Source organism: Saccharomonospora amisosensis, from assembly GCF_011761185.1.
GTDB lineage: Bacteria > Actinomycetota > Actinomycetes > Mycobacteriales > Pseudonocardiaceae > Saccharomonospora_A > Saccharomonospora_A amisosensis.
The window spans coordinates 4093040-4106826 of the sequence record NZ_JAAOYM010000001.1; the positions used below are offsets into that span (position 1 = coordinate 4093040).

Annotated in this window: 13 protein-coding genes; 4 read left to right on the forward strand and 9 right to left on the reverse strand. The window is 68.5% G+C overall.

The features are described 5' to 3' along the window. The first annotated feature begins 15 nt into the window (after positions 1–15). On the forward strand, positions 16–1860 hold the full coding sequence (gene ilvD, locus FHU38_RS19900; protein WP_167173611.1) for a dihydroxy-acid dehydratase: 1845 nt from the start codon (positions 16–18) through the stop codon (positions 1858–1860). 103 nt (positions 1861–1963) lie between these two features. On the opposite strand, the gene FHU38_RS19905 is transcribed toward ilvD, so the two are convergent. Next, on the reverse strand, positions 1964–2596 hold the full coding sequence (locus tag FHU38_RS19905) for a DoxX family protein (protein WP_167173614.1): 633 nt from the start codon (positions 2594–2596) through the stop codon (positions 1964–1966). Positions 2597–2799: 203 nt separating this feature from the next. Continuing rightward, entirely contained in the window at positions 2800–3711 is a 912-nt protein-coding gene (locus FHU38_RS19910; protein ID WP_167173616.1) for a 2-hydroxyacid dehydrogenase, read from the reverse strand. 82 nt (positions 3712–3793) lie between these two features. On the opposite strand from FHU38_RS19910, the gene FHU38_RS19915 reads away from it, so the two are divergent. Beyond that, on the forward strand, positions 3794–4981 hold the full coding sequence (locus FHU38_RS19915) for a PQQ-dependent sugar dehydrogenase (protein WP_167176335.1): 1188 nt from the start codon (positions 3794–3796) through the stop codon (positions 4979–4981). Between the two features lie 21 nt (positions 4982–5002). Here the strand turns inward: FHU38_RS19915 and FHU38_RS19920 are convergent, their stop codons facing one another. Genes FHU38_RS19920 through gatC form a run of 4 tightly spaced genes read right to left on the reverse strand, consistent with a single transcriptional unit; the run spans position 5003 to position 8888 of the window. After that, positions 5003–5503 (reverse strand): hypothetical protein, encoded by a 501-nt coding sequence (locus FHU38_RS19920; protein WP_313886836.1) that lies wholly within the window; start codon positions 5501–5503, stop codon positions 5003–5005. 24 nt (positions 5504–5527) lie between these two features. Beyond that, positions 5528–7033, reverse strand: coding sequence for an Asp-tRNA(Asn)/Glu-tRNA(Gln) amidotransferase subunit GatB (gatB, locus tag FHU38_RS19925; protein ID WP_167173620.1), 1506 nt, complete (start codon positions 7031–7033; stop codon positions 5528–5530). Then, positions 7030–8592, reverse strand: coding sequence for an Asp-tRNA(Asn)/Glu-tRNA(Gln) amidotransferase subunit GatA (gene gatA, locus FHU38_RS19930; protein ID WP_167173622.1), 1563 nt, complete (start codon positions 8590–8592; stop codon positions 7030–7032). The genes gatB and gatA overlap by 4 nt, the downstream gene beginning before the upstream one ends. Next, positions 8589–8888 carry an Asp-tRNA(Asn)/Glu-tRNA(Gln) amidotransferase subunit GatC gene (gatC, locus tag FHU38_RS19935; protein ID WP_167173624.1) on the reverse strand — a complete coding sequence of 100 codons (300 nt, stop codon included), beginning with the start codon at positions 8886–8888 and terminating at the stop codon, positions 8589–8591. Before gatC ends, gatA begins: the two co-directional genes overlap by 4 nt. A gap of 218 nt (positions 8889–9106) precedes the next feature. On the opposite strand from gatC, the gene FHU38_RS19940 reads away from it, so the two are divergent. Both FHU38_RS19940 and FHU38_RS19945 read left to right on the forward strand, forming a co-directional pair. Next, the gene (locus FHU38_RS19940) at positions 9107–9760 is read left to right on the forward strand and encodes an ACT domain-containing protein (RefSeq protein WP_167173626.1); all 654 of its coding nucleotides are present in this window, start codon (positions 9107–9109) and stop codon (positions 9758–9760) included. 45 nt (positions 9761–9805) lie between these two features. After that, entirely contained in the window at positions 9806–10411 is a 606-nt protein-coding gene (locus FHU38_RS19945) for a hypothetical protein (RefSeq protein WP_167173628.1), read from the forward strand. 24 nt (positions 10412–10435) lie between these two features. On the opposite strand, the gene FHU38_RS19950 is transcribed toward FHU38_RS19945, so the two are convergent. The 3 genes from FHU38_RS19950 to FHU38_RS19960 are packed head-to-tail and all read right to left on the reverse strand — an operon-like array spanning position 10436 to position 13783. Next, complete coding sequence (locus tag FHU38_RS19950) at positions 10436–10936, reverse strand: GNAT family N-acetyltransferase (RefSeq protein WP_167173630.1); 501 nt, start codon at positions 10934–10936, stop codon at positions 10436–10438. Then, positions 10929–13085: an NAD-dependent DNA ligase LigA gene (gene ligA, locus FHU38_RS19955; protein ID WP_313886837.1), complete on the reverse strand. Its 2157-nt coding sequence runs from the start codon at positions 13083–13085 to the stop codon at positions 10929–10931. Before ligA ends, FHU38_RS19950 begins: the two co-directional genes overlap by 8 nt. A gap of 11 nt (positions 13086–13096) precedes the next feature. Beyond that, positions 13097–13783, reverse strand: coding sequence for a hypothetical protein (locus FHU38_RS19960; RefSeq protein WP_167173632.1), 687 nt, complete (start codon positions 13781–13783; stop codon positions 13097–13099). Positions 13784–13787: the final 4 nt, after the last annotated feature.

Genomic DNA, 13787 nt, shown 5'->3' on the forward strand with positions numbered 1-13787 from the left:
GCGTAGTCTTGCTCCATGCCAGCTCTGCGTTCCCGTACCACGACCCACGGCCGCAACGCCGCGGGGGCTCGCTCGCTGTGGCGCGCGACCGGCATGACCGACAGCGACTTCGGCAAGCCGATCGTGGCGATCGCCAACTCCTACACCCAGTTCGTGCCTGGGCACGTACATCTGAAGGATCTTGGCGAGATCGTGGCCGACGCCGTACGGGAAGCGGGCGGTGTCCCGCGTGAGTTCCACACGATCGCCGTGGATGACGGCATCGCGATGGGACACAGCGGAATGCTGTACTCGCTGCCTTCCCGCGAGATCATCGCCGACTCCGTTGAGTACATGGTCAACGCGCACCAGGCCGACGCGCTCGTGTGCATCTCCAACTGCGACAAGATCACGCCGGGGATGCTCAACGCCGCTATGCGGCTGAACATCCCGACGGTGTTCGTCTCCGGTGGTCCGATGGAGGCGGGCAAGGCCGTCGTGGTGGACGGCGTCGCGCAGGCGCCCACCGACCTGATCACCGCGATCTCGGCCTCCGCCAGCTCGAACGTGGACGACGAGGGGCTTGCGGTTGTGGAGCGTTCCGCATGCCCCACCTGCGGCTCGTGTTCCGGTATGTTCACGGCGAACTCGATGAACTGCCTCACCGAGGCGCTCGGGCTTTCGCTTCCCGGCAACGGGTCCACATTGGCCACGCATGCCGCGCGCCGGGAGCTGTTCACCGAGGCGGGCCGCACGGTCGTGGAACTCGCCAAGCGCTGGTACTTCTCCGACGACGAGTCGGCGCTGCCGTGCTCGATCGCGAGCAAGCAGGCCTTCGAGAACGCCATGGCCCTCGACATGGCCATGGGCGGTTCGACGAACACGGTCCTGCACATCCTCGCCGCCGCACAGGAGGGCGAGGTCGACTTCACCATCGACGACATCGACGCGATCGGCCGCAGGGTGCCTTGCTTGTCCAAAGTGGCACCGAACTCCGACTACCACATGGAGGACGTGCACAGGGCCGGTGGCATTCCCGCGATTCTCGGGGAGCTGCACCGGGCCGGCCTGCTCAACGAGGATGTGCACGCCGTCCACGCTTCCTCCCTGGAAGAGTGGCTGTCCAAATGGGACATTCGCGGCGAAGCGCCCGCAGGGGAAGCGATCGAGTTGTTCCAGGCCGCACCTGGTGGCGTTCGCACCACGGAGGCGTTCTCGACCGAGAACCGGTGGTCGGCTCTGGACACCGACGCCGAGCGCGGCTGTGTTCGCGACGTGGCACATGCCTACACCGCTGACGGCGGTCTCGCGGTGTTGCGCGGCAACCTTGCCGAGAAGGGCGCGGTCATCAAGTCGGCGGGAATCGACGAGGAGTTGTGGCGGTTCCAGGGGCCCGCGCTGGTCGTGGAGAGCCAGGAAGAAGCCGTGTCGGCGATTCTGGGCAAGCGTGTGCGGCCGGGTCATGTGCTCGTGGTGCGCTACGAGGGACCCGCGGGAGGACCGGGGATGCAGGAGATGCTGCACCCGACGGCGTTCCTCAAGGGCGCGGGCCTGGGCAAGGTCTGCGCGCTCATCACCGACGGCCGGTTCTCCGGTGGCTCTTCGGGAATCTCGGTGGGGCACATCTCCCCGGAGGCGGCGGCGGGCGGCACTATCGGACTTGTCGCCGATGGCGACCAGATACTGATCGACGTGCGCGAACGCACGCTGAAGCTGCTGGTGGACGATGACGTGCTGGCGGAACGCCGCGCGAAGATGGAGGCAAGCGAGCGGCCATGGCAGCCTGCGGAACGCCAGCGGCCGGTGAGCGGCGCGCTGCGGGCCTACGCCCGCATGGCCACCTCCGCCGACACCGGCGCGGTTCGCGACCCCAGCAAGTGACGACGGGGCCCTCCCGGGTTGGCGAGGGAACTCCGCCTCCAGTGGAGCGGAAGTTCCCTCGCTGCCCTTCGGGCGCGGGCGGGCGGTCGCTTCCCCGCGCGGGTTAGCGGAACAGGACGATCACCACGGCGACAGCGGCCGCGGCGAGCAGTAGGGCGACAATCCCGAATGCCAGCGGCTTTCGCCGCCAAGGGGTGTTCTTGTCCAGCGCTGCCCTGCCTGATCCGGTGAACAGCAGGGCGAACGCGACGGCGGAGAGCATGGCCTCGTACTCGAAGCCCTGTCCCTGGCCTGCGAAATAGCCGCCACCGAGCTTGGCGTAGACGGCGCTGGCCGTCACCCCGAGCACCGCCGCGGCGCCAAGTGGTGTGAACAGTCCGAGGATCAGCAACGCGCCGCCCCCGACCTCGGCGATGCCGGTTATCCACGCGAGCAACGTGGTCTGGCTTGTGTAGCCCAACTCGCCGAGCGCGTCGGCGAATCCACCGATGCCAGGGCCGTCGAAGAGACCGAACAGCTTCTGCAGGCCGTGCGCGCCGATCGTCCCGCCGAGTGCCAGACGCAGAATCAGCAGGCCGAAATCAAGCCCGCCATGCCAACGATTCGGGTCGTCCTCGTCATCGGAAAGCCGGTCCTCGAACGGTGGGTTCTCCTCGGGGGTGAAGCCGCTGCCGTCGAACTGGTCCGAGCGCAGACGAGTCGTTCGATGATCAAGCTCGTCGTCACGAGTGTTCATGCGGGCGGAGAGTAGAGCATTACCGCCCGGTCGTATATCCCTACCGCGAACTCGGTACCCCGTGTCACTGGGCAACAACTGCCAGGTGTGATTCGCTCGCGCGCTTCCGAGTCTGCACACCGAACGCAGAACTCCCGGGCAGGAACGGGGAACTCGCGGGCAGGAACGGGGAACTCGCGGGCAGGAACGGGGGACTCGCGGTTTCAGTACTCGCCGTGCACCAGGTTTTTGGGTAGTTCCCCCTGCACGTAGCGCTCGATCTCGGCGACGGCGACCCGGTAGGAACGCCGCCGCGCCCCGCATACCGAGCCCGCCACGTGCGGGGTCAGCACGACCCCCGGCGCGGACCACAACGGGTGATCGGCGGGAAGCGGTTCGGGATCGGTGACATCAAGTGCGGCACGCAGCCTGCCCGAGGCGAGTTCGGCAAGCAGCGCTTCGGTGTCCACGACCGCGCCCCGCGACGCGTTGACCAACACCGCGCCGTCAGGCATCGCGGCGAGGAATTCCGCGTCCACCATGCCACGGGTGCGGGAAGTCAGCGGCACCAGCAACACCGCCACGTCGCTGCCTCGCAGCAACGAGGGCAGCTCGGTGACCTCGTGCACTCCCTGCCTCGCCGAAAGCCCGACCATCGTGACCCAGGCATCGAACGGCTCCAGCCTGCGCCGTACCTGCGTCCCGACATCACCCGCGCCGACCACGAGCACCCGCTTGCCCTGCAGCGTTTCCCCCACCTGGGGAGCCCACCTGGCTGCTCGTCTGGCGTCGGTGAACGCCTCCAGCTCGCGATACATCGACAGCAACACGGCGAGCACCCATTCCGCGGTGCTGCCGCCGTGCGCGCCACGACAGGTGGACAGCAGTACCCCGTCGGGGAGGGTGCCCACCCAGTCCTCCGCGCCCGCGGACAGCAACTGGATCAGCCGCAGTTTCGGCAGCCCCCTCAACATCGGCCGCACCGCGGCGGCACCGCCGGAGGGAATCAGCACCTCGGCCTCCCGAGCCTGCCGCGGAAGCGGCTCCCCCAGCCGGTAGCGCAGCGGCCGGACCCTGGAAACGCCCGAAAGGGCCACCATGCCGTCGTCGTCGGGCACCAAAACAGTGATCGTCACATCCCCATCGTGACCCACCTGCGCCTGCCCCACTTACCAGAGGTTCACGAAGTCCCACCTAGGGTGGAGGATCGTGCGGATCATCCGGCCCGGCAGGCGGGGAAACTGGCCGCTGGCCGTCGTGGCCAGCGTAGGGTTGGTCCTTGCCGGATGCGCCGAGTTCGAGGACTCCGCGGCCCCGACGAGCTGGCAGCCCGCGCCGGAGCTCACGCCGGAGGCCGGTCCGCAACCAGACCTGCCAGAGGCGGGCACACCCGGGGTACCGAGCGCTCCGCCCACCTCGCGCACCCCGGTGCCGCCACCTGACGGGTGCACGGACTTCGACAAGGCGGTCATCGCCACCTGCCTCGACACCGTGTCCGCCGTCGCCGCGCTACCGACCGATGGCTCGACCGTGAACGTCTACGCGGGCGAACGTAGCAGCGGCACGGTGTTTCGGGTCGGCGCCAACGCCGACCAGGAAGAGGTGGCGCGGCTGGACGTGGACGCGACCGGCGACGGAGGGCTCACCGGACTCGCGCTCTCGCCCGGCTACGGCGAGGACGGACTCGTCTTCGCCTACATCACCACCGACACCGACAACCGGGTAGTCCGCTTCGCCGAGGGCGAGCCCGCCAAACCGGTACTCACCGGAATTCCCAAGGGCGCGACCGGCAACCGAGGAGCGTTGCTGTCCGACGGCAAGGGGTCGCTGCTGGTTGCGACCGGCGACGCGGGTGACTCGCGCGCCTCTGCGGACCCCAGGTCGCTGGCGGGAAAGGTGCTCCGGATCACACCGACCGGTCAACCCGCGCAAGACAACCCCGACCCCAACTCCCCGGTGCTCGCCAGCGGGTTACACGCCCCCGGCGGGCTGTGCAAGACGTCGGACGGCTCGCGGCTCTGGGTGACTGATCAGGCACCCGACCGTGACGCGCTCTACCGGATCGAGGCAGGTAAGGAACTGTCCGTACCCGCGTGGACCTGGCCGGAGAAGCCCGGAGTCACCGGGTGCACCGACTGGACGGACGTATTGGCCGTGGCCACCTCCGAAGCGGCCAACATACAGAACCTCCCACTCACAGAGGACGGCTCCGTCGGCGGCAAGCCACAGGTGACAATGGACGGCGAGAACGGCACCAGCTACGGCAAGCTCGGCGCGCTCGACCCGGTCACCCCGGACGTCGCGGTCGCGGGAACGGTCAACAAGGACGGCGGGAATCCGGTCTCCAGTGATGACAGGGTCGTCCTCATCGTCAGGCAACCTGCCTCGGGTTCCGGCCGCGACTGAGTGGCGAAAGCATGGGAACGCCTACCGACGCACCCGCTGCTGTCCCGGCAGCCGAGTCTCCGCCCGCAGCGCCACCACATCAAGCACGGCACCGGTCAGCGAGACCAATGTCGCCGCGACACCGAGGTAACGGCCAATCCCCGTGCCGATGCTCACCCCGCTCTCGGTGAGCAGCCCACGCTGCTGCTCGCCGAACTGCCAGTCGATGAACACCCAGCCGAGCACGGTGCCCACGAACGCGACGACGGTGGCCACCAGCCACAGCTGAGGCAGCCCGCTCCACCTCGCCCTGCCCGACTGACCGAAGATCGCCACCACCAGCCCGGTCAGCACCAGCAGCAGCGGCGGGAACCATCCGAAGAACGTGGCCGACCACACCGGACGGGACACGTCCTCGCTCGGCAGCTCGGCCAGCGCGGCACGCAGTTGCGGGTCGGTGGCCGAAAGTTGGGTCCACGGCAGGAACAGTGCAGTCAGCGCGAGCAGCCCGGCGCCGAAGCCGAGCCACTCACGCCACGTCACACGTTTCGGTGACCACACGGCTGCTCAGGCGCCGACGCGTTCCAGGACCAGCTCGCGCACGCGCTTTGCGTCGGCCTGACCCTTGGTCGCCTTCATCACGGCACCGACGATGGCACCGGCCGCGGCCACCTTGCCACCGCGGATCTTGTCGGCGACGTCGGGCTGCGCGGCAAGCGCCTCGTCAACGGCGGCGATCAGGGCCGAGTCGTCGGAGACGACCTTCAGGCCGCGCTTGTCGACAACCTCGTCCGGCTCTCCCTCACCAGCCAGCACACCCTGCACCACCTCGCGGGCAAGCTTGTTGGTGAGCGTGCCGGACGACACCAGCTCGATCACGCGAGCGACCTGCGCAGGCGTGATCGGCAACCCCGCCAGCTCCACACCGCTGGCGTTGGCCTGCTGGGTCAGGTACTGCACCCACCAACTGCGCGCCTCACCCGGATCGGCGCCCGCGTCCACAGTGGCGGCGACCAGGTCGGCCGCGCCGGTGTTCACCAGGTCGCGCAGTTCCTCGTCGGTGAGCTTCCACTCGGCCTGTATCCGTTTGCGGCGCTGCCACGGCAACTCCGGAATGGTGGCGCGCAACTGCTCCACCCACTCGCTGGAGGGGGCGATCGGAACCAGGTCGGGTTCGGGAAAGTAACGGTAGTCCTCCGCGGTTTCCTTCACCCTGCCCGGCGATGTGGTGCCGTCGGACTCCTGGAAGTGCCGCGTCTCCTGGGTGATCGTGCCGCCGTCGTGCAGCACGGCGGCCTGCCTCGACATCTCGTAGCGCACCGCCCGTTCGACACTACGCAGCGAGTTGACGTTCTTGGTCTCGGTGCGGGTGCCGAACTCGGTCGAGCCCTTCGGCATCAGTGAGACGTTGGCGTCGCAGCGCAGTGAACCCTGGTCCATGCGCACGTCCGACACGTCCATGTCACGCAACAGATCCCGCAGCGCCGTCACATAGGCGCGGGCGACCTCCGGCGCGCGTGCGCCCATGCCCTCGATCGGTTTGGTGACGATCTCGATGAGCGGCACGCCCGCCCTGTTGTAGTCCAGCAGCGAGTGTTCCGCCCCGTGGATGCGCCCCGTAGCGCCTCCGACGTGCAGCGACTTGCCGGTGTCCTCCTCCATGTGGGCCCGCTCGATGCCCACCCGAACGATCTCGCCGTCGTCCAGCATCACGTCGAGGTGGCCCTCGAATGCGATCGGCTCGTCGTACTGGGACGTCTGGAAGTTCTTCGGCATGTCGGGGTAGAAGTAGTTCTTCCGCGCGAACCGGCACCACTGCGCGATCTCGCAGTTCAGCGCCAGCCCGATGCGGATGGCCGACTCCACCGCTTTGCCGTTCACGACAGGCAAGGCGCCGGGCAGGCCGAGACACGTCGGACAGACGTGGGTGTTCGGCTCGCCACCGAAGAGGTTGGGGCACCCGCAGAACATCTTCGTGCTCGTATTGAGCTCGACGTGTACCTCGAGTCCCAGCACCGGGTCGTAGCGCTCTACGACCTCGGGAAAGTCCATCAGCTCAACGACCGCCGTCATCGCGGCACCTCCGAGCGAAAGAGTGCGTCGGGCCTCACGTGAGGCGCTCCCTTCAACTCAGGCATCTTGTCCAGCAACGGGCCTCGTGCCGTCTCGTAGGCGGCTCCGACCCGGTAGAGCCGCTCGTCAGCGAGCGCGGGCGCCATGATCTGTAGCCCCACCGGAAGTCCGTCGTCATCAGACAGTCCACTGGGGACACTCATGGCGGCGTTGCCCGCGAGGTTGGCCGGAATCGTGCACAGGTCCGCGAGATACATCGCCAGTGGGTCGTCCACCCGCTCACCGATCCGGAACGCCGTGGTGGGCGTCGTCGGCGATACCAGCACGTCCACCTGCTCGAACGCGGAAGCGAAGTCGCGCGCGATGAGCGTGCGCACCTTCTGCGCGGAGCCGTAGTAGGCGTCGTAGTAACCCGACGACAGCGCATAGGTTCCCAGCATGATCCGCCGCTTCACCTCGGCGCCGAAACCCGCCTCACGCGAAAGCGACATGACCTCCTCGGCGCTACGCGTGCCGTCGTCGCCAACCCGCAGGCCGTACCGCATGGCGTCGAACCGCGCGAGGTTGGAGGAGCACTCACTCGGCGCGATGAGGTAGTAGGCGGAAAGCGCGTAGTTGAAGCTCGGGCAGGACACCTCGACGATCTCCGCACCCAGCTCTCGCAACCGCGCGACGGCGGACTCGAAGGAACCGAGCACGCCCGACTGGTAGCCCTCTCCCTTCAACTCGGCGACCACACCGATGCGCGTACCCGAGAGGTCGCCCTTCGCGCCTTCGCGCGCCGCCGCGACCACTGGCGGGACGGGCCTTTCGATCGAGGTGGCATCGAGCGGGTCGTGCCCAGCGATGACCTCGTGCAGCAGCGCGGCGTCGAGCACCGTCCGTGCGCACGGGCCGCCCTGATCCAGCGACGAGGAGAACGCGACCAGCCCGTAGCGTGACACCCCGCCGTAGGTCGGCTTGACGCCGACGGTGCCGGTGACGGCAGCGGGCTGCCGGATCGAGCCACCGGTGTCCGTCCCGATCGCCAGCGGCGCCTCGAAGGCGGCCACCGACGCCGACGATCCGCCACCGGAACCGCCCGGGATGCGGTCGAGATCCCAGGGGTTGCGGGTGGGACCGAACGCGGAGTTCTCCGTGGAGGAGCCCATCGCGAACTCGTCCATGTTCGTCTTGCCGAGAACGACGATTCCCGCCTCACGCAGCTTGCGTGTCACCGTGGCGTCGTAGGGCGGCAACCAGTGCTCCAGCGTCTTCGAACCGCAGGTGGTTGGCATGTCCTTGGTGGTGAACACGTCCTTGAGCGCCAACGGGACACCCGCCAGCGGCGAGACCGGCTCCGCGCCCTCCGCCAGCGTGGCGTCGACCAGCCGCGCCGCCGCCAGCGCGCCTTCGGCATCGACGTGCAGGAACGCGTGTACCGCGTCGTCGACCTCGGCGATGCGGTCGAGGTGCGCCTGGGCAGCCTCGACGGCGCTGACATCGCGGGCGTGAATCCTGCCCGCGAGTTCGGCGGCGGTGAGCCTGGTCAGGTCGGTCGAGCCGGTCGAGTCGGTCACTGCTCTTCCCCCAAGATGCGAGGTACGCGGAACCTGCCCTCTTCAGCGGCCGGAGCGCAGGCGAGGGCCTCCTCCTGCGTCAGCCCCGGCCTCACCACGTCCTCGCGGAACGTGTTGGTCAGCGGCACGGCGTGCGACGTCGGTGGGATGTCGTCGCCTGCGACCTCGCTGACCTTGGCCACGGCGTCCAGGATCTGGTCGAGCTGTCCTGCGAAGACGTCCAGTTCCTCCTCGGTGACTGCCATCCTGGCCAGCTTGGCGAGGTGCGCGACCTCAGCACGGGAAATATTCGACACGCGGGCGACTCCGGAAGGGTGTTCTCAATTCTCAATGAGGACGTTGCGGATTTGGGTGCTCCTCAAGGGCAGTCTATGGCGTGCGACCTGGCAAGCTCGACCGGGTCGCCGCCGATGGTGGCTGCCCACGCCAGCGTCCTTCTGCAACAATTATCGGCTGGCGAAGGGCGTAACTACGTGAATGAGGTGAGGACGCTGGCCGAGGAGAGGGGTTCACGTTGTCGTTCCTGATCCGGGTCCAGCTCCCGGACAGCCCCGGCACCCTCGGCGCCGTGGCCACCGCGCTCGGCATGGCAGGCGCTGACATTCTCAGCGTCGACGTGGTCGAGCGTGGCGAAGGGATCGCGGTCGACGACCTGGTGGTGGAGCTGCCGTCGGGAAGGCTGCCCGACGCGCTGATCACCGCGGCGGAAAGCGTCGAGGGTGTCGAAGTCGATGCCGTGCGCCCCTACGCCGGTGTCCTCGACACGCACCGTGAGCTGGAACTGGTGGAAGAGATCGCGGCGCGCCCCGTGTCCGGCCTCGACCTGCTCGCCGAGGGTGTCCCCAAGATCATCCGTGCGGGTTGGTCGCTGGTGGTCGCGAGGGCCGACCACGAGGTACGGCGACTGGCCGCGTCCACGGCCGCGCCCGAGGCGCCGCTGCGCGACCTGCCGTGGCTGCCACTGGAGCGTGCGACCGTCCTCGATTCAGAGGACACCTGGATTCCGGACACCTGGAAGGAACTCGGTACCGAACTGGCCGCGACCCCGCTGGGCAAACCCGACCGGGCGTTGCTGGTGGGACGTCCCGGCGGACCGATGTTCCGTGCGGCCGAGGTCGCCAGACTCGCCCACCTCGCGGGGATCGTCGCCGTCGTACTCGACAGCTGACTCAGCGTGACGAGGCGGTCGCGTCGAAGTTCCTAAACTGGGTATATGGGCGAGAGCCGGACGGAACGGGCGCGGGAGCGAATGTCGGCTCCTGTGCTGGCCGCGGCACTGGTCTCGGTGCCTGCTGTCTTCCTGACCACCACGGGGGGCGCCACAGCGGTTGTCGGCCAGGTGCTCAACTGGCTGTCACTGGCCGTGCTCGTCGGCGAGTCGTTGCTGCTGCTGTTGCTCAGCGGCAGCGTCACCAGCTGGGCGCGTCGCTACCGTGCCCAGTTACTGGTCGTCGGCATCGCGGTGCCCGCCGTCGTCTTCGTCGTCGGCCCGCTACAGATCCTGCGGCTGTTCCTCGCCATCGGCGCCTTCCGGGTGCTGCGGGTGGGACGCATCATGCGCGCGGCGCGAGTCGTCAGCCGCAAGTTCGGGTTGCGCGCCCACCACGGCCGCTGGGTGCTGGCCGCCGCGTCGGTGCTGGCCGTGGTGTTCGTGGCGGTGGTGCTGGCCGACCCGGATTCCCGCAGCCGCGCGGTGGTGCTGTGGGTGGTCGACCGGATCGGGGTGGTGCCCGCCGTGCTGGCGCTGCTCGGCGCGCTGGCTGTGCTGGCGCTGGCGGTGACGGTGGTCCGGCGAATGTGGCGACCGCCCGCAGGCTGAATGTGTGCTGGTGGTTCGCCCGCGCTACAAGTCCATCGCGTACGCCAGCAGCTTGATGCCCGCCGCGGGTTCCCAGTCACGTTGCGGCACTCGCCGAAAGCCCAGCCGCTCGTAGAGCCGATGCGCCGTGCGCATCGCGGTCAGGCTGCACAGCACCACGCGCCGCGCACCGAGTTCCTTCGCCCGGTCGATGACGGCCCTGGTCAACGCCTCGCCCACGCCCCTACGCCTGGCGTTCGCCGCGACGGCGAGCATCCGGAACTCCACCTCACCTTCGCGGCACAGTTCCGCGTAGGGCGTGCCGGGCAGAGCGATGGTCACCGTACCGAGTGGCTCGTCGGTACCGTCGGTGGCCACCAGCAGTTCGCCATCGCGATGGCGCCGGGCGGCGTCACGAAGGTCCTTGGCGTAGGACTCCCCCTCCTCGCGGTCGAGAAACCCGTCCACCCGGTACGCGGCGAGAGTCAGCTCTCCCAGCTTGGCCAGCTCCTGCGGCCGCGCCGCCCGTACGACGATGTCACTCATCACTACCCTGCCCCTCCTCGGTGACCTCGGCCACCTGCCTGGCCGCCTCCGGCCCACTTGCCAGCAACACCTGGAATCCGTTCTCGTTCAGCACCGGCACCTTGAGCTGCACCGCCTTGTCGTACTTCGATCCGGGGGAGTCACCCGCGACGACGAACGCGGTCTTCTTCGACACCGAGCCGGCGGCCTTACCGCCCCGCGCCATGATCGCCTCCTTGGCCTCCTCGCGCGAGAACCGCTCAAGCGAGCCGGTGACGACGATAGAGAGCCCTTCCAGGTTCCGCGGCACCGAGGCGTCACGCTCCTGCTCCATGCGAACGCCCGCACGGCGCCATTTCTGCACGATCTCGCGGTGCCAGTCCACGGCGAACCATTCCCGCACCGCCTGCGCGATGGTGGGTCCGACGCCGTCGACCTGTGCCAACTGTTCCTCGTCGGCCTGCTCGATGGCGTCGACGGAGCCGAACTCCCTTGCAAGGGCCTGCGCCGCCGTTGGGCCGACGTGCCGGATGGACAGCGCGACCAGCACCTTCCACAGCGGACGGTCCTTGGCGGACTCCAGGTTGGCGAGCAGCCTCGCGCCGTTGGCCGACAGCTCGCCCGACTTGGTGACGAACAGCTCCACCCGCTTGAGCTTGCCCTCATCGAGGTCGAAGACGTCGCCCTCGTCGGTGAGTACCCCGGACCGCAGCAGCGCCCCCGCCGCCTCCCAGCCGAGCACCTCGATGTCGAAGGCACCGCGCCCTGCGAGGTGGAACAGCCGCTCCCGCAACTGTGCGGGACACGACCGCGCGTTGGGGCAGCGGATGTCGGCGTCGCCCTCCTTCTCGTAGGCGAGCCGGGTGCCACACTCCGGACAGTGCGTCGGCATGACGAACTCTCGTTCGTCGCCGGTTCGCACATCGACGACAGGACCGAGCACCTCCGGGATGACGTCCCCGGCCTTGCGGATCACGACGCGGTCGCCGATCAGCACGCCCTTGCGTTTGACCTCCTCGGCGTTGTGCAGCGTCGCCATGGCCACCGTCGAGCCCGCGACCTTCACCGGCTCCATCACCGCGTACGGCGTGACCCGTCCGGTCCTGCCGACGTTGACGCGGATGTCCAGCAAAGTCGTGTTGGCTTCCTCCGGTGGGTACTTGTAGGCGATGGCCCAGCGCGGTGCGCGTGAGGTGGCACCGAGCCTGCGCTGCAGGGCGATCTGGTCGACCTTGATCACCACGCCGTCGATCTCGTACTCGGCGTCGTGCTTGTGCTCGCCCCAGTATTCGATGTGCCCGACAAGACCTTCGGCGGTCTCGATGACCGTGGTGTGCGAAGACACCGGCATGCCCCACGCGGCCAGCGCCTCGTAAGCCTGCGACTGTGACTGCGGGTCGAAGCCGACGCGCTTGCCGAAGCCGTGGCAGAGCATGCGCAACGGGCGGCTCCTTGTGACCTTCGGATCCTTCTGCCGCAACGACCCGGCGGCCGCGTTGCGGGGGTTGGCGAACGGCGGCTTGCCCGCCGCCACCAGGCCGGCGTTGAGTTCGGCGAACTCACCGACTCGGAAGTACACCTCTCCCCGGATCTCGATCAGCTCGGGCACCGGGTGCCTGTCGTTGTCGAACAGCCTTTCAGGCACGTCCTGCAGGGTGCGCACGTTCAGCGTGACGTCCTCACCGGTGCGGCCGTCGCCCCTGGTCAACGCCCGGGTGAGGCTGCCGTTCTCGTAGAGCAGATTGACGGCCAGCCCGTCGATCTTCAGCTCACACAGGTAACGTGCCTGGTCGCCGACCTCGCGTTCGACCCTGTCCACCCACGCCCGCAGCTCCTCGTAGTCGAAGGCGTTGTCCAGGCTGAGCATCCGCTCAAGATGGTCGTAGGCGTTGAACTCGGTGGAGAACATCCCGCCGACGTTCTGGGTCGGAGAATCCGGCGACGACAACCCGGGATGTTCCGCCTCCATGCGCTCCAGCTCTCGCAAGAGCTGGTCGAACGCGGCGTCGGAGATCGTCGGGGCGTCCAGCACGTAATAGCGGAACTGGTGGTTCCTGACCTCCTCCGCCAGCGCGGCGTGCCGCTCGCGCAGGTCGGCGGGAACGTCCTTGATGTCCTCGGCCACCTGGTCGGTCTCGGCGATGACCGCGAGGTCGTCTTCACTGCTCACAGCACCGTAGCCTAGTCAGCGTCACCGACATTTCCGGCGAGCCCGACTACCACGTCGCGCAGTTGCAGCAGGTTCATGGTGCCCTCGGGTTCGGCGACAGCTGTCTCCACCCTGCGCAGCCGCTCCGCGGCCAGTCGCTCGCCCAGCGTCGCGTCCAACGGCAGGAACGTCATGGCCGACCTCGCCTGCTGGTCAAGGTCGGCGAGCACGGGGTGGTACACGGCGACGTCCACCACCCGTTCCACCTCGTCCACCTGCGCGACCACTCGGACATCGGCCAGCGACACGCGATGCTCGCCCAGGTTCACGGTCACCCCGGTCGGGTCGGGCACCGGTGGCACCGAGTCGTGGTACTCCCAGACAGCGTCGTCGGCGGGGGCGGCCGCCTTCCACGCGTCGGTGTAGGGCCGCAACCCTGGGTCCTCCTGGCCGCTCACGACGAGCGCGTAGATCGCCCGCTGCCCGCGCTCGAGCGAGAACTGCAGGTTCGGGTGCAAAGCCGCGACGGCCTCACACAGCGACGACTCGGCCCGCCGGGGCTCGCCGTCGCCGAGCGCGGCGCTGATCTCGGGCAGCAACTCCCGCCAGCGATGCCAAAACGCGGCCGCTGCCGCCGCCGGGTCGAGGGGAACCGGCTGGTCGGGCCACGGCGTGCGTGGATCGGGAAGCTCGGTCCTGCGCTTGCGGAACAGTCGCATGCTG